The 19,719-nt window shown below is 40.9% G+C and carries 23 protein-coding genes and 1 pseudogene; 3 read left to right on the forward strand and 21 right to left on the reverse strand.

What is annotated here, in order from left to right; genetic code table 11:
- Window positions 1-25: 25 nt before the first annotated feature.
- From GEZ85_RS03090 to GEZ85_RS03155, 14 genes are all read right to left on the reverse strand, one after another.
- Entirely contained in the window at window positions 26-1,330 is a 1,305-nt protein-coding gene (locus GEZ85_RS03090; RefSeq protein ID WP_153209389.1) for an RsmF rRNA methyltransferase first C-terminal domain-containing protein, read from the reverse strand.
- Complete coding sequence (locus GEZ85_RS03095; RefSeq protein ID WP_153209391.1) at window positions 1,331-2,104, reverse strand: inositol monophosphatase family protein; 774 nt, start codon at window positions 2,102-2,104, stop codon at window positions 1,331-1,333.
- On the reverse strand, window positions 2,094-2,372 hold the full coding sequence (locus GEZ85_RS03100) for a UPF0223 family protein (RefSeq protein ID WP_001041977.1): 279 nt from the start codon (window positions 2,370-2,372) through the stop codon (window positions 2,094-2,096). Before GEZ85_RS03100 ends, GEZ85_RS03095 begins: the two co-directional genes overlap by 11 nt.
- Window positions 2,372-2,773, reverse strand: coding sequence for a Spx/MgsR family RNA polymerase-binding regulatory protein (locus GEZ85_RS03105; protein ID WP_000631254.1), 402 nt, complete (start codon window positions 2,771-2,773; stop codon window positions 2,372-2,374). The genes GEZ85_RS03100 and GEZ85_RS03105 overlap by 1 nt, the downstream gene beginning before the upstream one ends.
- Before the next feature lie 207 nt (window positions 2,774-2,980).
- Window positions 2,981-3,598 (reverse strand): TIGR01906 family membrane protein, encoded by a 618-nt coding sequence (locus GEZ85_RS03110; RefSeq protein ID WP_153209393.1) that lies wholly within the window; start codon window positions 3,596-3,598, stop codon window positions 2,981-2,983.
- Window positions 3,588-4,361, reverse strand: coding sequence for a TIGR01457 family HAD-type hydrolase (locus tag GEZ85_RS03115; protein WP_033688459.1), 774 nt, complete (start codon window positions 4,359-4,361; stop codon window positions 3,588-3,590). The genes GEZ85_RS03110 and GEZ85_RS03115 overlap by 11 nt, the downstream gene beginning before the upstream one ends.
- A gap of 10 nt (window positions 4,362-4,371) precedes the next feature.
- Window positions 4,372-5,109, reverse strand: coding sequence for an acyl-[acyl-carrier-protein] thioesterase (locus GEZ85_RS03120; RefSeq protein ID WP_153209413.1), 738 nt, complete (start codon window positions 5,107-5,109; stop codon window positions 4,372-4,374).
- A 4-nt stretch (window positions 5,110-5,113) separates the two neighbouring features.
- Window positions 5,114-6,244: a radical SAM family heme chaperone HemW gene (gene hemW / locus GEZ85_RS03125; RefSeq protein ID WP_153209396.1), complete on the reverse strand. Its 1,131-nt coding sequence runs from the start codon at window positions 6,242-6,244 to the stop codon at window positions 5,114-5,116.
- Window positions 6,245-6,327: 83 nt separating this feature from the next.
- A complete protein-coding gene (locus tag GEZ85_RS03130; protein WP_024057506.1) occupies window positions 6,328-6,717 on the reverse strand; it encodes a YtxH domain-containing protein in 390 nt (129 codons plus the stop codon).
- Window positions 6,718-6,732: 15 nt separating this feature from the next.
- Window positions 6,733-7,116, reverse strand: a complete 384-nt coding sequence (locus GEZ85_RS03135) for a DUF948 domain-containing protein (RefSeq protein ID WP_153209398.1) — start codon at window positions 7,114-7,116, stop codon at window positions 6,733-6,735.
- On the reverse strand, window positions 7,117-7,905 hold the full coding sequence (lgt, locus tag GEZ85_RS03140; protein WP_153209400.1) for a prolipoprotein diacylglyceryl transferase: 789 nt from the start codon (window positions 7,903-7,905) through the stop codon (window positions 7,117-7,119).
- Window positions 7,898-8,836, reverse strand: a complete 939-nt coding sequence (hprK, locus tag GEZ85_RS03145; RefSeq protein ID WP_049516049.1) for an HPr(Ser) kinase/phosphatase — start codon at window positions 8,834-8,836, stop codon at window positions 7,898-7,900. Before hprK ends, lgt begins: the two co-directional genes overlap by 8 nt.
- A gap of 281 nt (window positions 8,837-9,117) precedes the next feature.
- Window positions 9,118-9,294 carry a 30S ribosomal protein S21 gene (gene rpsU, locus GEZ85_RS03150; protein ID WP_000048054.1) on the reverse strand — a complete coding sequence of 59 codons (177 nt, stop codon included), beginning with the start codon at window positions 9,292-9,294 and terminating at the stop codon, window positions 9,118-9,120.
- Window positions 9,295-9,444: 150 nt separating this feature from the next.
- Window positions 9,445-10,152, reverse strand: coding sequence for a glucosamine-6-phosphate deaminase (locus tag GEZ85_RS03155; protein ID WP_153209402.1), 708 nt, complete (start codon window positions 10,150-10,152; stop codon window positions 9,445-9,447).
- A gap of 151 nt (window positions 10,153-10,303) precedes the next feature.
- Here GEZ85_RS03155 and queA point away from each other — a divergent pair, with 151 nt between their 5' ends.
- Window positions 10,304-11,332, forward strand: a complete 1,029-nt coding sequence (gene queA / locus GEZ85_RS03160; RefSeq protein ID WP_153209415.1) for a tRNA preQ1(34) S-adenosylmethionine ribosyltransferase-isomerase QueA — start codon at window positions 10,304-10,306, stop codon at window positions 11,330-11,332.
- A gap of 56 nt (window positions 11,333-11,388) precedes the next feature.
- Here the strand turns inward: queA and GEZ85_RS03165 are convergent.
- Window positions 11,389-12,740, reverse strand: a protein-coding gene (locus GEZ85_RS03165) for an IS3 family transposase (protein ID WP_142358424.1) whose coding sequence is annotated in 2 segments (ribosomal slippage) — window positions 11,389-12,299 and window positions 12,299-12,740 — 1,353 coding nt in all. Because the reading frame shifts where the segments join, the coding sequence is not laid out codon by codon here.
- 601 nt (window positions 12,741-13,341) lie between these two features.
- Here GEZ85_RS03165 and GEZ85_RS03170 point away from each other — a divergent pair.
- A pseudogene (locus tag GEZ85_RS03170) lies at window positions 13,342-13,950 on the forward strand (hypothetical protein).
- Between the two features lie 86 nt (window positions 13,951-14,036).
- Here the strand turns inward: GEZ85_RS03170 and GEZ85_RS03175 are convergent.
- The 6 genes from GEZ85_RS03175 to mnmL form a co-directional block, all read right to left on the reverse strand.
- The gene (locus tag GEZ85_RS03175; protein WP_001127305.1) at window positions 14,037-14,240 is read right to left on the reverse strand and encodes a hypothetical protein; all 204 of its coding nucleotides are present in this window, start codon (window positions 14,238-14,240) and stop codon (window positions 14,037-14,039) included.
- Window positions 14,241-14,365: 125 nt separating this feature from the next.
- Window positions 14,366-15,226: a YihY/virulence factor BrkB family protein gene (locus tag GEZ85_RS03180; protein WP_153209404.1), complete on the reverse strand. Its 861-nt coding sequence runs from the start codon at window positions 15,224-15,226 to the stop codon at window positions 14,366-14,368.
- A 27-nt stretch (window positions 15,227-15,253) separates the two neighbouring features.
- A complete protein-coding gene (locus GEZ85_RS03185; RefSeq protein WP_322741424.1) occupies window positions 15,254-17,308 on the reverse strand; it encodes a cation:proton antiporter in 2,055 nt (684 codons plus the stop codon).
- An 11-nt stretch (window positions 17,309-17,319) separates the two neighbouring features.
- The gene (locus tag GEZ85_RS03190) at window positions 17,320-17,574 is read right to left on the reverse strand and encodes a hypothetical protein (RefSeq protein WP_000361085.1); all 255 of its coding nucleotides are present in this window, start codon (window positions 17,572-17,574) and stop codon (window positions 17,320-17,322) included.
- Window positions 17,567-18,124 (reverse strand): tRNA 5-(aminomethyl)-2-thiouridylate-methyltransferase MnmM, encoded by a 558-nt coding sequence (mnmM, locus tag GEZ85_RS03195; RefSeq protein WP_194251505.1) that lies wholly within the window; start codon window positions 18,122-18,124, stop codon window positions 17,567-17,569. The genes GEZ85_RS03190 and mnmM overlap by 8 nt, the downstream gene beginning before the upstream one ends.
- Window positions 18,108-19,064 carry a tRNA modification radical SAM protein MnmL/YtqA gene (gene mnmL, locus GEZ85_RS03200; protein ID WP_049499535.1) on the reverse strand — a complete coding sequence of 319 codons (957 nt, stop codon included), beginning with the start codon at window positions 19,062-19,064 and terminating at the stop codon, window positions 18,108-18,110. Before mnmL ends, mnmM begins: the two co-directional genes overlap by 17 nt.
- A gap of 91 nt (window positions 19,065-19,155) precedes the next feature.
- On the opposite strand from mnmL, the gene GEZ85_RS03205 reads away from it, so the two are divergent.
- Window positions 19,156-19,515: a DUF3397 domain-containing protein gene (locus GEZ85_RS03205; RefSeq protein WP_153209408.1), complete on the forward strand. Its 360-nt coding sequence runs from the start codon at window positions 19,156-19,158 to the stop codon at window positions 19,513-19,515.
- Window positions 19,516-19,719 lie beyond the last annotated feature (204 nt).

The raw sequence follows: 19,719 nt of genomic DNA on the forward strand, positions 1-19,719 counted from the left end.
TAGACAAGCTACTTTGACTAGCATTTCACTTGAATCTGAGGCCTTTTGGAAAATAATTTTTCAAAACATTTCCAGTCACCTTTCCAAAGCCCAAACCATTTCCTTGAACTAAAACTTGGTACCAACCATTTGGCAGACTTTCCGCCAGCTGAACAGTTTCTCCAGCCACATACTTTACAAATTCCTCTTGATCAATTTCAACCGACTGCTTGACCTGACTCGCTTTCAAGGCTAGACCAAGAGCAAAACTAGGCTCAAAGCGTTTCTTCTTAAAAGTGCCCAGATGCAGTCCATTGCGAGCAATCTTGAGTTTCCCTAAATCTGGCAAGAATTCTGGCAAGAGATAAAGTTGGTCACCAAAAGTCTGCAAGATTCCCCTTAGGTTGACCTTCAAATGTTTTTGGGCAAATTCCTGCCACAAGACAACTTGTTCACGGCTGAGATTACTCTTACTTGCCTTACATTTAGGAGCTGGATTGTCACCTTTAAATTGCAAATGGGCGACAAACTGACCCTCTCCCTTAAAATGATGAGGATACATCCGAGCCGTTTCTGGCAGGTCAATTCCAGCTACCATTCCATTGATATGCTCTACTGGCAGCAAATCAAAATCATACTCTTCCAGCAGCCAATTAACAATCTCTTCGTTTTCCTCAGGCGCCCAGGTACATGTTGAATAAACCAAGCGACCACCTTCAGCTAGCATGGTTACTGCATCTTCCAGAATTTCTCTTTGCAAGCTAGCACATTGACTCGGATAATCTAAGCTCCAATAGTCCATAGCATCTGGTTGCTTACGAAACATCCCTTCACCAGAGCAAGGGGCATCAAGGACAATGAGGTCAAAATAGCCCTTAAAAACCTTGGCCAAGCGGTCAGCAGATTCATTGGTCACCACAACATTTGTCGCTCCAAAGCGCTCCATGTTTTCAACTAAAATCTTAGCCCGTTTGCTTGAAATTTCATTGGAAACAAGGAGACCCTCCCCTGCTAGATAGGCTACTAATTGAGTTGATTTTCCACCCGGTGCAGCTGCCAAGTCCAAAACCTTCATACCAGGACTGGGCTGGGCTACCTGAGCCACCATCTGGGCAGCAGGTTCTTGCGAATAAACCAAACCAGTAGCATGCTCAGGCGATTTCCCAGACACCTTCCCGTAATGGCCCCAAGGAGTTTGAGGAATGGCATCAGGAAAGGAAACTGGCGCTTCTTTTAAAGGATTGACCCGAAAGGCCGAAACCGCTTCCTCCTCAAAAGAGGCAAGAAAATCTCTTGCCTCATCTCCTAGTATCTCTTCATATTTTTCAACAAATCCTTCTGGAAATTGCATTTAAGTTCTTTTCCTTTCGTAAATATAGGACTGAATTTCCTCCAGCATCTCAAGAGGCACCATCATGACCGGCTGTCTGGTTTGAAAATCAGGAGCTTCACCAAAAAGGGTCACAACCCGATAGCCCAGACTGTCCCCTAAAATACTAGCAGCAGCATAATCCCATGGTTGCAGATAGGTGACATAGGTCAACAAACGCCCTGACAAAATCTTGGCAAAACTAATGGCCGCACTCCCATAGACTCGAACACCAAGCACAGCTCGACTCAAATCAGCCAGACCCCATTCGTTGGTTTCCAGCATACCACTATTTCCTGCAATGAGAAAATCTCCAAGTGGTTTTGCTTGAAAGGGAGCTAGGGGCTTATCATTTAGACAAACTGGAAATTCCCCACCACCGTGGTAACAATCCCCTTTGACCACATCATAAATCAGACCAAACTGTCCCTGACCATTTTCAAAATAAGCCACCATAACAGCAAAATCTTCCTGCTGGGCGACAAAATTATTGGTCCCATCAATTGGATCAATGACCCAAACCTTGCCCTCTTGAACCGAAGCTCGCAGACAACCTTCTTCAGCACAAATCTTATCCTCAGGATAACGAGACAAAATCTCACTAACCAAGAGTTCCTGAACTTCCTTGTCCAGTCTGGTCACCAAATCTGTTGGAGAGGACTTGGTTTCAACACACAAGTCTTCCTGCATATGGTCAAGAATGTACTGACCCGCCTTATTGACAAGCTCTTTAGCAAATTCAAATTTACTTTCCAAGAGAAATCTTCCCTTCCCCTTTTTCCTTGGCAGTCTGAACTGCTCGATAAAGCGAATAGCCACTAACTGTTTCAAATTCTCGTCCCAAACGTTTTTCTTCGCTCTTGCTTGGCACGACCGCTTTGAATCCCTTATAGGAGTCCAGTAACTTTTTAGCCTCTACCTTGCCTTCATAGGCAGCTTCAACATCATTAAAAAAAGAAAGCACTGAAGCAAGTTCTTCAGTGCTCCACGACAAATCTAGTGGGTAACTATACTGTTTGTTCATTAACTAATACCAGCTCTCATTCTTGCTTCTTTTAGTTCTTGCTTACGGTAACTACGAGGGAGAAAAGCACGAATCTCATCTTCATTAAAACCGATTTGCATACGTTTGGCATCGATAATAATTGGACGACGCAAAAGACTAGGATACTGCTCAATCAAATGAAGCAATTCTGATACCGAAATACTTTCTACATCAATATCTAATTTTTGAAAAATTTTTGAACGAGTTGAAATGATGTCATCAGTACCATTTTCGGTCAAGGAAAGGATGTGTTGTAATTCTTTTCTTGTTAAAGGACTGGTCATAATATTGTGTTCCTCAAAGGGCACCTTATGTTTTTCTAACCAGGCCTTAGCCTTACGACATGAAGTACAGCTCGGTGATAGAAATAGTGTAATCATGCTTTTCTCTTCTTATCTATACTTTGCTAATTCTATTATACAAAAAAATAAAGCGCTTGACTAGAGATTTTTAGAAAAAAAGCCTATTTTTTCAAGAAAAATAGACTGTTTGCGAACGATTGAGGTAAGGTAGATTTAGTTAATTCATTCTTAACGATGATTTTAAATTATATACAATTATATATACAAATTAAAAACATCTTTCTTTCACTTCCTACGACTTTTCAGACACAGATAGCCAAAGAAGCTTTCATAGAGGGCAAAAAAGAGGAGGAAGGCATGAAGGAAAAAGGTCTCTGGCAAAATCAGAATAACCGGATCCTTGGCTGGGTCAAAAAGCCAGGTATCATCTCCCACAAAGAGAATTTGATGGAAAAGAGTAAAGAATTGGTCAAAACCAATCAAAACTCCCCCAAGTCCAATCAGTAAAGGCAAGACCACTAGAGCCAGGAGACTTTTACGATAAAGAGACAAAAAGCCCTTTTTCACAATCTTATTGACAAAGACGTAAAAACTTGGCAGTGTCACTAGAGCTACTAGCTGAACCAAGTGAAAGAGGTTCTTGACCACTGCAAAATGGTGTAGCCCAGCTGCTGACGAACGAAAATCTGGCATCTCTAGGACCTGACTAAATGGATTGGTCAGATAATTCATCAAGATATAAAAGTTGTACTGAATGGTTTCTGGTTTTAAATAGACCCGATCTGTTAAATTCAGCCACTGAATTTCCAGCGGATAAACAATCCAAGCCAAATAAATGGTCAAAAGGATTGAAAGAGAGAAGAGAAAGAGCATAGAGCCCCAAAAGGTCAGTTTAGTTTTCATCAAAATCCCACTCCGCAAGGCTAGAAACCACATGAGTCGGTGCGATTGGCAGGTCTGCTACTTCTTCTGCCTTGGTAAAACCTGTCGTCACCAAGAGCGTTGGAATGCCATTATCAATCCCAGCTCGAATATCAGTCAAGTAATTGTCCCCAACCATGATTAATTCTTCACGTTCCAAACCTAAGTGCTCAACCGCCTTATCCATAATGATGGCATTTGGTTTCCCAATATAAACAGGCTTCACTCGTGTTGCCACTTCAAGAAGGGTAATCAGTGAACCAGCACCAGGCAAAAGACCGCGTTCTGTCGGGATATTGAGGTCAGGGTTGGTTCCGATAAAGTGAGCACCCTTTTGAATCGCAAGAGTTGCTGTCGCAAATTTTTCATAGTCCACTTGCCAGTCCAGACCTACTACCACATAGGCCGGATTTTCCTTATCTTCGACATAACCAGCCGCCTTGATGGCTTCCTTAAGCCCTGCTTCTCCGATGACATAGACGGTCTTTTCAAGCCCCAAGTCGTTCATATAGTCGATAGTCGCCAAAGTCGCTGTGTAGACAGTCGATAGGGGCGTATCGATATTAAAATTCTGAGCCAACATCTCCTGAACACTCTTAGGAGTACGGGTTGTATTATTTGTTACAAAGAGGTAGGGAATATCACGCTTTTGCAATTCATGGACAAAAGCTTCTCCTGCTGGGATTCTGTCTTTCCCCTTATAAATGGTTCCGTCTAAATCAATTAAATAGCCTTTATATTTCATCTATTTCTCCCTAATCCTTTTTTATTTCTTGCCAAGTGATGATAGCTTGGGCATTGGTAGCCCCGTCACTTGCAATCTCATGCTTGCTTTCCAGTCCAGACCGTTCAACAGCCGATGTGATCACCCCACCTGGTCGAACTTCCTTGACATACTTGAGATTGATTTTCTTGGGAATATACTGGGTCAAAAAGTCCGCTCCCATAACCTCAAAAATCCAGTCCAAGTATTTACTGTTATTGACATGGCCATTCATATCTAAATCATAAAAACGGACATGGTAATCCTTACTGATTGGCTCTTCCAAAGGTTCATACTTTGGCCCACGGATAAGTTTTTTATCAAACTCAGACTGGTAAGGATCCACAATCTCAGGTTCTACTGCATGGACTTTTCGACTATCGCGGTTCATGAGAACAAAGGTCGCCATCATGTGAATAAGCTCCTGCCCCGCTTCATCATAGATAGTGAAACGACGGTAGCAAAAGAGTCGATTGTAGCTCAAAGCTTCCGTCTCAATAGTGATTTCTTCCCCAAAACGAGGCAAACGAACCACCTCAATATCATAGTCTGTGATAATCCAGACCAGATTATGCTCTTCTAAAATAGCCTTATCACTCACTCCCAGCTCAATCGACTGCATCCCTGAAACTTGCAGGGATAGCAAAATCACATCTGGAAGTTTAATATGACCGTTCATGTCAGCCATATCAAAAGGAATTTTCATTTTCATTTGATAAGTTAAGCCCATCATCCTACTCCAAAATAAATCGTTCTGCTACGGTGTCTCCTAAAAAGAGACCTCTCTTTGTCATGCGCACTCGGTCACCCTCTATTTGCATGAGACCTTGTTGAACCAAGTCCTTGACAACTTCTCCATAAAGTCCATCAAAAGACCGTCCAAATTTTTCTTCAAATCGCGCTATAGAGACTCCTGATTTCTTGCGGAGTCCCAGGAACATTTCTTCTTCCATCTGCTCTTTTGGGCTCAGGTGTTCTTCTGTGATACGCGCATTGCCTTCCTCAACCGCATTAAGATAATGGCGAATCGGACCGTGGTTTTTATAGCGTACTCCATTTACATAACCAGATGCCCCAGCACCGATGCCATAGTATTCAGCATTGTCCCAGTACATGAGATTGTGGCGACTTTCAAAACCAGGCTTGGAGAAATTAGAAATCTCATAATGCTCAAAACCAGCTCGCTCCAGCTCTGCGATGATATACTCAAACATCTCCGCTTCCAGTTCCTCCTTAGGCAGAGGCAATTTCCCTCGTCGCATACGGTTCATAAAGACCGTATGATTTTCCAAAATCAAGCTATACAAACTCATATGGGGAATATCAAGTCCAATGGCCTTAGCCACATTTTCCTTGACCTGCTCCATGGTCTGACCAGGCAGTGCATAAATCAAATCGATGGAGATATTGTCAAAACCAGCCAGTTTCAGACGGTCGATATTTTCATAAATATCCTTCTCCAAATGACTGCGCCCAATCTTTTTCAGCATTTTGTCGTCAAAGGTTTGCACACCTAGTGAAACACGATTGACAGCCGAGTTTTTCAAAACAGCTATCTTATCTGCATCCAAGTCGCCTGGATTGGCTTCAATGGTCAACTCTTCTAAGACAGACAAGTCCAAGTTTTTAGTCAAGCCCTTCAATAACACCTCCAGTTGAGAAGCTGACAAAGCTGTCGGTGTGCCACCACCGATATAGAGGGTTCGCAACTTTTGAATATCATAAGATTGAAACTCTTCTAACAGATGTTCCAAATAACTATCTACCGGCTGATTCTTGATAAAAACTTTTGAAAAGTCACAATAATAACAAATCTGGGTACAAAACGGGATGTGCACATAGGCTGACGTTGGTTTTTTCTGCATAGTACTTATTATACCACAAAGACAGGCTACGAGAAAAAAATCACCATCCCCAGAAACATAGTCCGTCCAGAGATGGTGATGGTTTATTCTTCTGTTATGTCAATAACAATCTCTTCTGATTCATCAAGAGTTTCGGCTTTTTCTTGCCATTGTTCCTTGAGATTATTGAATTGCTTTTTTGATGCTTCTGTCGCTTGACGAGCACATGATTTGGCTTGAGCAAGTACACTGTCCACAGTGATTTCACCTGACTCAACCTGTTCTTTGGTTTTAAGAACAAAATCTGTAGCCTGCTCCTTGACTTCTGTCAGTTTTTCACAGACCTGCTCCTTGGCATACTCAGGATCTTCTCTCAAATCATCTAGAAAATCTTGAGCCTGACTGCAAACTTGTTTGCCCTTGTCGCTTGTTAAAAACAAGGCAAGAGCTGCACCTGAAACGGTTCCTAAAAGGATTGAGGATAGTTTACCCATAAGAATTCTCCTTTTTTACTTTTTTAAAAATTTACTTGCAAGACGAAGAGCTGACAAACTTGCACCAGTCTTGAGTGTTTTTGAACCAGCTGAGGAAGCTTTCTTGCTCAAGACACGCGCATGGTCATTAAGATCTGAAACAGATAGAGATAAATCTGCAACAGCACTAAAGAGTGGATCAATCGTTGCCACCTTGACATTGATATCATCTGCCAAGACATTGACCTTAGCCAGCAATTCATTGGTATGATGCAAGGTCACATCTACATCTGAAGTCAAGGTTTTAATCGTCTTCTCTGTTTCATCGATAACACGGCCAAGCTTTTGTACAGTAATGATTAGATACACTAAAAAGACAATCAAAGCAAAGGCTACAAGAATATATGCAACTTCTAACATTTAGTTTTCCTCCTCTGAAATATAGTAAGGGGCCTTCTTTCGATTTTGATATAGAATGATAAAAATACCCAATCCGATAAGAACAACTGATAGCCATTGAGACACTCGGAGACCAAAGAACATGAGGCTATCTGTTCGCATGCCTTCAATAACCATGCGACCGAAACCATACCAAATCAAATAGAAAGCAGTGATATGACCTCGTCTGAGACTCTTCCATTTTCGTCTGAATATCAGAATCAAGGCAAATCCAAGAAGATTCCATAGAGACTCATAAAGGAAGGTCGGCTGACGGTAGCTCCCCTCAATATACATCTGGTCACGGATAAAGCCAGGTAGATAATCCAGATTATCCACTGCTGCACCATAAGCTTCTTGATTAAAGAAATTGCCCCAGCGCCCCAAACTTTGGGCAATCATGACGCTAGGTGCCGCAATATCTAGAAAATCCCAAGTATTGATGAGTTTACGATCAGCAAAGATGTAGAGCACAAGGGCACCAGTTATTAAACCACCGTAAATGGCCAAACCACCATTCCAAATGGCAAAAATCTCTCCCAAGTTCTGACTATAGTAATCAAAACGGAAAATAACATAATAGAGACGAGCTCCTAAAATAGCCAGAGGAAAGGCTATCAAGATAAAATCTAAAATATCGTCTGGTATGATCTTCTTTCTAGGTGCTTCTTTCATGGTCAAATAAACCGCAAGAATCAAGCCTGTTACAATACACAAGGCATACCATCGAATGGCTAGAGGGCCTAGATGAATCGCAATTGGATCAAACATTAGGCACCTCCTCGTTTTGAGCAATGAGATTGGTCAAGCGTTCTTCGAACAAACGCGTCGCATCAAAGCCCATTTCCTTGGCACGATAATTCATGGCAGCAGCCTCAATCACGACAGAGATATTACGACCTGTTTTCACTGGAATGCGGATACGAGGAATGGCTACGCCAGAAATTTCTATTTCCTCTGCATTGTTTCCAAGACGATCAAAAGTTTTATGTGTATCGTAATTTTCCAAATAAACAGCCAGCTGGACTTGTGAAGAATCCTTGACGGCACTCGCACCGTAGAGGCTCATGACATCGATAATCCCAACCCCACGAATTTCAATCAGGTGTCTCAAGATTTCAGCTGGTTCACCCCAAAGAGTAATCTCATCCTTGGCAAAGATATCGACACGATCATCGGCTACCAAGCGGTGACCACGTTTGACAAGCTCTAGACCTGTCTCACTCTTACCGATGCCACTATCACCTTGAATCAAGACACCCATTCCATAGATATCCATCAAGACACCGTGCACACTGGTCCGTTCTGCTAAACGTGAATCCAGATAACTAGATAACTCTCCAGATAAACGACTGGTTGCCGTACGGCTGGTTAAAATGGCAATCTTACATTCTCTGGCTGCCTTTAGCATCTCCTCTGGAACCACCAAACCACGAGCAACAATGACCGCAGGTGTCTCAGGTAGAAACATTTTTTTCAAGACTTGGTAACGGTTGTGAGAGGACATCGAAACGAGATAGGACCACTCCTTCATTCCCAAGAGTTGGATTCGCTCAGGCGTATAATAGTCAAAATAGCCCGTCATTTCAAGACCAGGTCGCGTAATGTCCGCGGTATTAATTTCCTTTTCAAGTAATTCTGGTTCGCCATAGACAATGTCTAGTCTGAGCTTTTCAATCACTTCTTTTACTAAAACCGACATCATTTCCTCCTTCAAATGAGTTCTTCTCTCTATTATATCAAATTGTAGGAGGATATTTGAGATTTTTGCAGGCTTTGAAGTATTTATTTATACTCAATGAAAATCAAAGAGCAAACTAGGAAACTAGCCGCAGGTTGCTCGAAGCACTGCTTTGAGGTTGTAGATAAGACTGACGAAGTCAGTCACATATATAATCCAAGGCGACGTTGACGTGGTTTGAATTTGATTTTCGAAGAGTATTAAAAGAAAAAGACTAGATTTCTCTAGCCTTTCATTTCTAATTAGAATTTTTTACGTTTACGAGCTGCTTCTGATTTACGTTTACGTTTTACAGAAGGTTTTTCATAGAATTCACGTTTGCGTGTTTCTTGAAGAGTACCAGCTTTAGTAACCGCACGTTTGAAACGACGAAGTGCGTCGTCAAGAGATTCATTCTTACGTACTACTGTTTTAGACATTTTTTTCACTCCCTTCAAGTTCAAGATCTATTCTATTTTACACGTAAAAGGAATAATTGTCAAGAAAAAATCCGGTTTAATTTTGATTTTTTCTTCCATTTATACAAGTCTTGAAAGCATTAAATAGAAAAACTGAAGGGTGCTGATTTTTTATTTTTCTAACAAGCTGAGCGCTTCAGCATCTGCGATAATCGTCACATCAGGGTGATTTTGGAGGCTACTTGCTGGTAGGTTCTCAGTCACTGGGCCAGACACTGTTCCTGCAATGGCTTCTGCTTTCGACTCACCATAAGCAAATAGAAGGATTGACTTGGCATCCAAGATATTTTTAATCCCCATTGAAATGGCTTGGGTTGGAACATCTTCAATCTTGTCAAAGAAACGTGCGTTTGCTTCGATAGTAGACTTGTCAAGTTCTACAAGGTGAGTTTGACTGTCAAATGGAGTACCAGGTTCATTAAATCCGATATGTCCATTGCGACCGATTCCCAAGATTTGGAGGTCAACTGGATGGTCAGCTAAAATTTGATTGTAGCGTTCAACTTCAGCTTCAGCATGATCCTTAACACCACGTGGCAAAAAACTTTCTTTAAATGGTTTTTGGTTGAACAAGTTTTCTTGCATGAAGTAACGGTAAGACTGTGGGTTGTCCCCATCAAGGCCTACATACTCATCAAGGTTGACACTGGTTAGATCTGAAAAATCAAGGTTACTCTCAACAATTTCCTTGTAAAATTCAAGTGGGCTACTTCCTGTCGCAAGTCCTAGGGTTTTAGCGCCATTGGCTAATTTCTCCTTCAAAATCTCAAACGCAACTTTTCCACCTTCAACTTGGTTTTCAACTTTAATAACTTTCATCCTTTTCATCCTCCGTTTTAATCTATATTCATTATATGGTATAGACCAATTTTTGTCAAGTGAAAACGATTTAATTTCTAAAAAAAGAGCGTCCAAACTTGAAACATGTTATAATGGATAAGATTAGAACTTAGAAAGAATGAACAGATATATGAATACAGCTGATTTTGATTTCCACTTGCCAGAGGAATTGATTGCCCAAACGCCTCTTGAAAAACGGGACGCCTCTAAACTCCTCATCGTCAACCGTGAGACGGGAGAAATGCAGGATAAACACTTCCACTCTATTATTGATATGCTGGAACCTGGTGATGCTCTTGTTATGAACGACACCCGAGTTCTCCCTGCCCGCCTCTATGGTCAAAAAGAGGAGACAGGAGGCCATGTGGAACTTCTCCTCCTTAAAAACACTAGTGGAGACGAGTGGGAAGTTCTGGCAAAACCTGCCAAACGCCTCAAGGTCGGCACTCGCGTTAGCTTTGGTGATGGCCGTCTCAGCGCTGTTGTTACGGAAGAATTGACTCACGGGGGCCGCATTGTCCGCTTTGAATACCAAGGAATTTTCCTAGAAGTTTTGGAAAGTCTGGGTGAAATGCCGCTACCGCCTTATATCCATGAAAAACTGGATGACCGTGAACGCTATCAAACTGTTTACGCCAAGGAAAGTGGCTCTGCTGCTGCACCTACTGCTGGTCTTCACTTCACCAAAGAATTGCTGGCAGAAATCCAAGCTAAGGGTGTTCATCTAGTCTATCTGACTCTTCATGTCGGACTCGGAACCTTTAGACCCGTTTCAGTTGACAATCTGGACGAACACGAAATGCACTCAGAATTCTACCAACTTTCTGAGGAAGCAGCTGCCACCCTTCGCACTGTTAAGGAAAATGGTGGTCGCGTCATTGCTGTCGGAACCACTTCTATCCGCACCTTGGAGACTATTGGTTCCAAGTTTGATGGACAAATCCAAGCAGATTCTGGTTGGACCAACATCTTTATCAAACCTGGCTACGAATGGAAGGTTGTAGATGCCTTTTCAACCAATTTCCACCTGCCAAAATCAACTCTGGTCATGTTGGTTTCTGCCTTTGCAGGCCGTGAATTAGTCTTAGACGCTTACCACCATGCCATCCAAGAACACTACCGATTCTTCAGTTTTGGCGATGCCATGTTTATCTATTAAATGTCATAATCAAAAAACGCATATTATGTACTGACCCCACAAAGTTGGACAAATAATTATTGAAAGGATTTAGTTCTGTATTGCACAGGGCTAAGTCCTTTTAGTTTGACTTTGATTCGTTTATTGTTGTAGTAATCAATATAGTCTACAATAGCTTGTTCAAGGTCTTCTAAAGACCTAAAGTGCTTCTCGTAACCATAAAACATTTCCGATTTCAAAATGCCAAAGAAGGACTCCATCATACCATTGTCTGGGCTGTTGCCCTTGCGTGACATGGATGCTTGAATTCCCTTACTCTCTAGGAATCGATGATAAGAATCGTGTTGGTATTGCCAGCCTTGATCGCTATGGAGAATGGTATGCTCGTAGTGTTTCTCTGTAAAGGCCTGGTTTAACATAGCTTTCACTTGTTCTAAGTTTGGTGAAGTTGAAAGGTTATAGGCGATAATTTCGCTATTAAAGCCATCTAAAACAGGCGATAAATAGAGTTTCTGTGTGCTATTTGGAATGGCAAATTCTGTCACATCGGTATAGCACTTTTCCATTGGCCTTGATGCTTCAAACTGACGTTGAATGAGATTCTCTGCTTTCTTGCCAATCTCTCCTCGATAGGAAGAATACTTTCGTTTCCGACGAATTCGAGCTGTTAAACCAAGGACTTTCATCAGACGTTGGACCTTTTTATGATTCACCACAAAACCGCGATTTCTTAGTTCAAGAGTAACTCTACGATAGCCATAATTTCCTTTATGGTCATTATAAATGGCCTGAATTTCGGTTTTAAGCTCTTTATCTTTGTCAAGTCCATCTAGTTCCTTCAACTGATAGTAGTAAGTTGAGCGAGGTAAACGAGCCACTTCAAGAAGTAAATCTAGTCGAAATCCTCCTGAAGCCATTTCTCTAACTGTCTCTGCCTTTCTCGCTCTAAGGCTTCGTCCCTTTCCTCTAACTCTTTTAACTTTTTTAGGTAGGCCACCTCGGTACGTAGACGTTCATTCTCCTCCTGAAGTCGCTCTAATTCTGTCATTTCTTCCCAAGTTTTCTTTCGTTTACGTCCCATTTTAGCTGGTCTCCCTCTTGTTTTCTCAACAATAGTATACCCGTTTTTCTTGTATTGCGCCAGCCAATTTTTCAACAGCGAACGATCAGGCAAAGCATAATCCAAAGCTACACTTCTTTGTGAACGACCTTCCAGCAGAACTTTATCGATTATTTCTTGTTTTAATTCTGGGGAATAGTAACGATTCTTCCCTTTTTTGACGATTTCTATTCCATAACGGTCAATCAATGTCACCATGTATTTTAGACCAGAAACATCCACACCAAATCTTTTCGAAAGCTGTTTGAATCTTTGACCTTGCTTTCTAAATTCATAGATCTGAACTTTATCACCATAAGTTAATTTCATAATAAAAACACCCCAAAAGTTAGATTTTTTCTGTCTAACTTTTGGGGTGCAGTTCATTATCAGGCATTATCCTTTGGTGCTCTAAGCTTTTCTAATGATTAGACAGTCGCAAAAAAGTCTGAAAAGCTCTCAGAATCGTTGTCTCAGCACCAAAAATACGTGAAATTTGCATAATTAAAATAAATTTCAGGGGGAGTTATACAAAAAAACGACGATTTAAACCGTCGTTTTACTGAGATAAATATGTAATCTTTTTTTGAAAATACGTCTATTTATTTTTTATTGTTTTTTATTGTAAAGTAGACCCAACCGAATGAACATAGGTTGTAAAAAGCAAATGAAAAAATTGCGAGGATAATAGCTTCTGTGTCTAAATAACCCATTTCTAGACCTCTTTTCAACAACAACAAGCCTGTAGTTTCGACAACGATCAAAAATAAAAATATATAAAAAATTTTCGCCTTAAGCATATTGTTACCGCTTTCTTTTTATTTGGTTTTATTGTATAACAAAAGTTGAAAAAAATCAAAAAAACAAAGGAGTTTCCGTTATGTCTAAGATGTTTAAATGCATGTGTTTGCTAGTTATGTCTATTTTCTGTATGTCTAGCATTTCCCCGTCGCTTGTTGTTTTTGCTGATGATAGCTTATCGGCAAACTCTAAAGTTGTATCTGGTGAGGTTCAGTTTGAGAATGGCTCATCAGTGCGGTTCGGAGATACGCAAGTAAATATTTTAAGTGATGAAGTTCTTGAGGTGGTCAATCCAAATGGAAGTGTAGACACTATTGAACGACGTGCTGATGGCGTCTATATCAATGGGTCATTTTATATGGCTTATCAAAAGAATGAAATCGACCTAAATATATCTTTTAGATCATACGATCCTAATGTTTGGAATTACGTCAACACAATACATGGGAATAAAGAAGCCAACACATTCGCTAACTTCATGATTGGTGCTGGAATAAGTTATATGATTGGTAAGATAGGTGCTCTATTGGGGGGTCCATGGGGTACAATAATTGGTGGAGCATATTTTGGTATACAAGCTTATTAGTCTTACTTGGATTCACAAAGCCCATATCCATACTACATAACAAGTACTTATATCCATGTTGCTCAAAGAAAATGGAAGTTTATCACTGAATACTATAGAAACTCAGACTATACTGGGTATGTAAAAACCGAAACAACCTACGTGAATTTCTAAAATATAAACCCTGCCTTTATATCTAGGCAGGGTTTATATTTTAGTTAATTGCTCAAGTAATTTGTAAGCATAATACTTGCTAAACTCTATTTGTTCAAGCGGTTCAAAAGCTCTTGTTTTTTATCCTCAAGCTCAGCTCTCCTTTGCTCGATTTCTTCACGTTTTTGGGCGATTTCTGCTTGCGCCTCAGGAGTTTCCAAAGTGCCTTGTGACTTGTGAAATTCTACTAGCATATCAACGATTTTTGGGTCTAATTCGTTGACATAATCAGGATTTGACCATTTCGGCACGTTGCTTGCAGGTGCTTGCTTTTTGCCGCCTTTTTGGGGCGTTTTGGCTTGTTGTTCAGCTTTCTGACTATAGTTGACCTCGTGGAATTTTCATGTTATGCGTTTTGTTATGGATAAAAAATGAATTAATTTATTCTAAAGCTCGGATCTTTCAAACTCTGCACACTGGCATTGATAACCGCGCCGACAATCAAAATCTTAGCGATGAGAATAAACCAGAACATCATGACCACCACGACGACGGAACTGAAAAAACGCACGTCCACTAGGTGATTGACATAATTGTTAATATAGACTGAAAAGATATTGAGCAGTAAGGCCAGAGTCAATAAGACAAAGGCACTACCTGGCAATACATATCGAATCCGTCGGACCTTAACATTAGGCAGGAAATAATAAAGCATGACCAAGATTGCAAAAATCAAGGCATAGACCAAGGGGCCTGTTAGATCTTGCAAATAATCAAAGATAGGACTATCTGATTTCCAGTAACTTTTGATAAGGTTGAGAAGCATACGGCCAAAAACGCTCAAAAATAGAGCCAAGGCAAAGAGAATCTGCAGACCAAAACTGACAAACAAACTCATGAGTTGATGAGAAATCATTCCACGATTTTTTGCAACTCCGTAGGCTTTATTAAAAGCTTTCTGCAGGAAATTCATGGATTTTGAAAAGGTCCAGAGGGCTGATAAAACCGCAAAACTCAACAGGCCAGTTGACGGTTGAGTCAGTACCTCTGTAATAATCTTTGCCACCACATCATAGACCGTATCCGGCAAAAATTCATTGACAACCTTTAAAAAATTGGAAACTGGAATCTGAAAATAGGGGAGGATATTGACCACTACCAAAAGCAGGGGGAAAATTGAAATCAACCAATAATAGGCTACTGCGACACTGGTCAATTCACTATCTGAGGCTTGATAATAATGCAAAAAAGCTTTTACTAAAGGCTTATCTATCAGCTCTTTCCACCACTTCTTCATGTCACACTCCTTCACTTACAATCTTGATTAATTTCTTCTTACCAATTCCACCATATCATAAGGCAGGGTATTGGCAGCTTCCTTGAGAGAATAGTTCTCTAAGTTATTCACATTTTGCCGTAATTTCTTGGCATACTTGGTCGTAATCAATCGTTTCTCTTCATATTCGAAAATCAATTTACGCTCCAAATAATAGCCTCTCAGCATTTCGTCGATATTGTTGGGTTTGACACGATTGATAACCCGTTCGACAAAGGCACCACTGGTGATGATAGCTGTTTCACGGAGACGAGAATCCTGCATGAAGCTGATTAAAGAGCTCTTATAAACCCCTTTTAGGTTCTCCAAACTTTCGATAATCATCTCTGTATTTTCTAGATAGAGTTCTGCGATTTGGTCATAGTCAAGGGCTCTGAGTTTCTGTGATTCTTCATTTTTCCAACTGCGGAAGGTCTTGCCAAAGGTAAGGACTTCATGAAGGAGAAAACGTAGAATCCGCAAGGAAACAAGGAAGTAATAGGTCAATCTTGAAGCAAACTTGCGATTGATACCTTGTTCCATGTTTTTTAAATAACGTTGGTAGACCCGATAAGCACGCTCACTTATCTTGCCTTCCTCGTAAGCCTGTTCCAATCCATCGCTTTCAATACTGAGGATAAGAAGTTTCAAGGCCTCCCAGTCTTCTTGAGCTCCCTTATTTTCTTGACTCAGAATGAGATTTTCAATACGTCCATGGTAATTGTCAATAGCCGCATAGAGGGGAAGTTTATTTCTGGTGTCTTCCAACTCTTTTTCCAACTCTAGCGTCACTTCATTCAAAATAGCGATATGCATGAGATAGTCCTTGCTTTCTTCCTGTTCATCAGAAAGATGAGGCAAGACCAAGAGACCTGTTAAAAAGCTTAAAAGCGTCACACCTGCAACAAGGAAAAGCAAGATTGGATATTCCTGCTCTAAATCACTTGGTATCAGAAGAATCGTAGCAATCGACACCGTTCCCTTGACACCTGAGAAGGTCAAGAGAAGCATGTCCTTCATATACTTATTTAGCTTTTTCTTGAGACGTCTAGTCCTATAGGCATAATAGCCATAAATCATGACAAAACGAATAGAAAAGAGGAGAAAGGTCAGGGCAACAAGAGACACCAGCAAGAGTAGAGGATTATAGATTGGATTGGTCAAGATAGGCTCTGCTATCATTTCCAACTCCATCCCTAAAATCACAAAGACAGAACCGTTCAGCATAAAGTTCACTGTATGCCAGACTGTCTCGGTCACCGTATCCACTTGGGCTTCTAGAAGCGTGATTTTCTTAAAACGGCTTGCTTTTAAAATCCCCGCAACCACAACAGCAATAATCCCTGAAACGTGGATTTCTTCTGCTAGAAAGAAGGTCACTAGAGGCAAACTCAATTCTAATAAAAGTTCGCTGGCTATATCCGTTGCGCGAACACTAAGCAAGAAGGTATGAAGGAAACGGTTAGTCATGGCCGTTAAAAAGCCAATCAGAAAACCGCCTAAAATTGAAAAGATGAGCGAACTACTAGCTTGCCCAAGGGAAAAGGCTCCAGTTGTCCAAGCTGTCAAAGCTACCTGAAAGGCCACCAAACCAGATGCATCATTCAAGAGTCCTTCACCCTTAAGGATATTGGACACGCGCTTAGGAAAGCTAAAGCGCTCAGAAAGAGAGGCAAAGGCCACCAAATCCGTAGGCCCAAGGGCTGCCCCAACAGCCAAACAAGCTGCCAAGGGAAGGCTGAACCAAAGAAGATGGGCCAAGCCACCCAAACTCAGGGTCGAGATGAAAATCACTGGAAATATGAGATAGACAATGATTCGCCAGTGTTTTAAAATAGCGGTAATATCCGCTTCCTCTGACTCTCGGAAAAGCAAGGGCCCGATAACCAGGGCCAAAAACAACTCTGTATTGAGGTGAAAGTCGGTATTGGGTAAAAAGAGGCCAATCACAATTCCCAAAAGAATTTGCACCAAAGGGAGGGGCAAAAAGGGCAGGAGCTTATTGGTTGTACTTGAGACAATCAGGACCAGTAAAAATAGGATGAGGTAAATCAGTAATTCCACGCAATTCCTCCTTAATCTTTTTTACAACAGGATTCAAATATCTCCTTCTGCTCTTTGATTTTTTGGTCAATCTTAGAACAGTCTTTGTGCTCAATTTTTCGCTGGCACCTTTCCATTTCAAGAGCAACTAATTTTTTCTTGATTTTAAGCATTTTTTTGCTCATATGCGCTTGGTCTAACACACCCACCGCTCGTTCATGGTGAGTTGATTCAACAAAATTCTGGCGCATGGCATCCAGCTTTTCACGTAGGTATTGTTTATCCATGTCTATATCTCTCTAATTTTTCAATCATTACTAAAAATGGTGGGTTGTTGACTTGGTTTAAAGTTCGGTAAATGGCAGCTGTGTACTCTTGTTGGTTCAACTGACTGACAAAATCCAAGACAGCATCCCTCTCGAGGTCGCCTCCTTCATGACCATAGTAGATCATGATAGCAATCCGTCCACCTTTGACAAGCAAATGACACAGTTTTTCTAATGCTTCAATCGTTGTCTGAGGTTGGGTGATGACAGACTTATCAGCTGATGGCAAATAGCCCAGATTAAAAATCCCTGCCTTGGCTTCTGCTACAAACTGGTCCAGTGTCTCATGACCTTGCAAGATTAACTGGACATTTGTCAGGCCAGCCTGATGCAAACGCTCTTGGGTCTTTTCCAAGGCTTGCTCCTGAATATCAAAGGCATAGACTTGCTTAGCTAGCTTGGCTAAAAAAAGCGTGTCATGACCATTTCCCATAGTCGCATCCACTACGATATCCTCTTTTGTCACTACCTCAGCCAAAAAATCATGTGCCATCTCAAGTGGTCTTTTCATTTTCAAACTCCTGTTTTACAGCCTTGCATCCTTGAATACTTCCACGACGTCGCATCTCCATCTCAATGCTGTTGAGCACTTCCCATTTATTGAGGCTCCACATAGGCCCAATCAGCATATCCCTAGGTGCATCTCCCGTGATTCGATGGATGACGATATGTTTGGGTATGATTTCCAATTGGTCACAGATGACCTTGACATATTCATCCTGGCTCATCAACTGCAAGCGTCCTTCGTGGTAATCTCGTTGCATACGAGTATTTGTCATAAGATGGAGCAAATGCAGTTTAATCCCTTGAATATCGTTATCCGTGACACAGCGACGGACATTTTCAATCATCATCTCATGGGTTTCACCAGGAAGTCCATTAATCAGATGGGAAACAATCTCAATTTTGGGATACTTTCTCAAACGCTTGACCGTTTCCACATACAATTCATAGGAGTGGGCACGGTTAATCAGGTCAGAGGTTGCTTCATAAGTGGTCTGCAAGCCCAATTCAACCGTCACATGCATGCGCTCCGATAACTCAGCCAAATACTCGATAGTTTCGTCTGGTAAACAATCTGGGCGCGTTCCAATATTAATTCCTACTACACCTGGCTCATTGATAGCCTGCTCATAGCGCTCTCGGATGACTTCCACCTTTTCATGGGTGTTGGTAAAATTTTGAAAATAAACCAGATACTTCTGAACATCCGGCCACTTACGGTGCATAAAGTCAATTTCCTTATAAAATTGCTCACAGATAGGCGCATCTGGTGCTACGATAGCATCTCCAGAACCTGAAACCGTACAAAAAGTACAGCCCCCATGAGCCACAGTTCCATCACGATTGGGACAGTCAAATCCCGCATCAATAGGGACTTTAAAAGTCTTTTCTCCAAAGAGTTTTCGATAATAATCATTCAAGGTATTATAAGATTTCATAACTTTCATTATAACAAAAAACACCCACAATCTCAAAAGCCTGACTTTCCTATAAATTCCTCTGTTTCTCATTTCCTTTAGCCATTTTTTATGATACAATATGAATATGATTTTAATGAAATTAGCATCTATTTTATTATTGATACTGACCTTAGTAGTCTGCATTATCCTAACCAAACTTTTTAGATTAAAAAAGCTAGGACGAAACTTTGCGGATTTGGCTTTTCCAGTCTTGATATTTGAGTACTACCTAATCACAGCTAAAACCTTTACCCATAATTTTCTCCCTAGACTGGGCCTAGCCCTCTCAGTCCTAGCCATTATTCTCGTTTTTTTCTTCCTTCTGAAAAAACGTAGCTTTTACTATCCTAAATTCATCAAATTCTTCTGGCGTGCAGGATTCTTAGTGACCCTTGTCATGTATATCGAGATGATTGTTGAATTGTTCTTAATGAAATAATCGAATCCCTAAACATTTTATAGGGATTTTTGCTTTCTCTTCAAAATAAGATAGACAGTAACACTATACGATTTTACAATCGAGTAGGGGATAATCTCTAGCCCCTCTCACACCACCGTACGTGCCGTTCGGCATACGGCGGTTCAACTACTTTTAACGCATGTCGTTCAAGGTAATAATCCAAACACGAAACCAGTCCACGTT

This window comes from Streptococcus mitis (assembly GCF_009496205.1).
In the GTDB taxonomy this organism is placed as follows: Bacteria; Bacillota; Bacilli; order Lactobacillales; family Streptococcaceae; genus Streptococcus; species Streptococcus mitis_BN.

Coding starts and splice junctions, on each gene's coding strand:
- GEZ85_RS03090 (WP_153209389.1), bottom strand. CDS start 1,330: ATGCAATTTCCAGAAGGATTTGTTGAAAAATATGAAGAGATACTAGGA.
- GEZ85_RS03100 (WP_001041977.1), bottom strand. CDS start 2,372: ATGAACAAACAGTATAGTTACCCACTAGATTTGTCGTGGAGCACTGAA.
- GEZ85_RS03105 (WP_000631254.1), bottom strand. CDS start 2,773: ATGATTACACTATTTCTATCACCGAGCTGTACTTCATGTCGTAAGGCT.
- GEZ85_RS03110 (WP_153209393.1), bottom strand. CDS start 3,598: ATGAAAACTAAACTGACCTTTTGGGGCTCTATGCTCTTTCTCTTCTCT.
- GEZ85_RS03115 (WP_033688459.1), bottom strand. CDS start 4,361: ATGAAATATAAAGGCTATTTAATTGATTTAGACGGAACCATTTATAAG.
- GEZ85_RS03120 (WP_153209413.1), bottom strand. CDS start 5,109: ATGGGCTTAACTTATCAAATGAAAATGAAAATTCCTTTTGATATGGCT.
- hemW (WP_153209396.1), bottom strand. CDS start 6,244: ATGCAGAAAAAACCAACGTCAGCCTATGTGCACATCCCGTTTTGTACC.
- GEZ85_RS03130 (WP_024057506.1), bottom strand. CDS start 6,717: ATGGGTAAACTATCCTCAATCCTTTTAGGAACCGTTTCAGGTGCAGCT.
- GEZ85_RS03135 (WP_153209398.1), bottom strand. CDS start 7,116: ATGTTAGAAGTTGCATATATTCTTGTAGCCTTTGCTTTGATTGTCTTT.
- lgt (WP_153209400.1), bottom strand. CDS start 7,905: ATGTTTGATCCAATTGCGATTCATCTAGGCCCTCTAGCCATTCGATGG.
- hprK (WP_049516049.1), bottom strand. CDS start 8,836: ATGTCGGTTTTAGTAAAAGAAGTGATTGAAAAGCTCAGACTAGACATT.
- rpsU (WP_000048054.1), bottom strand. CDS start 9,294: ATGTCTAAAACAGTAGTACGTAAGAATGAATCTCTTGACGACGCACTT.
- GEZ85_RS03155 (WP_153209402.1), bottom strand. CDS start 10,152: ATGAAAGTTATTAAAGTTGAAAACCAAGTTGAAGGTGGAAAAGTTGCG.
- queA (WP_153209415.1), top strand. CDS start 10,304: ATGAATACAGCTGATTTTGATTTCCACTTGCCAGAGGAATTGATTGCC.
- GEZ85_RS03180 (WP_153209404.1), bottom strand. CDS start 15,226: ATGAAGAAGTGGTGGAAAGAGCTGATAGATAAGCCTTTAGTAAAAGCT.
- GEZ85_RS03190 (WP_000361085.1), bottom strand. CDS start 17,574: ATGGATAAACAATACCTACGTGAAAAGCTGGATGCCATGCGCCAGAAT.
- mnmM (WP_194251505.1), bottom strand. CDS start 18,124: ATGAAAAGACCACTTGAGATGGCACATGATTTTTTGGCTGAGGTAGTG.
- mnmL (WP_049499535.1), bottom strand. CDS start 19,064: ATGAAAGTTATGAAATCTTATAATACCTTGAATGATTATTATCGAAAA.
- GEZ85_RS03205 (WP_153209408.1), top strand. CDS start 19,156: ATGAATATGATTTTAATGAAATTAGCATCTATTTTATTATTGATACTG.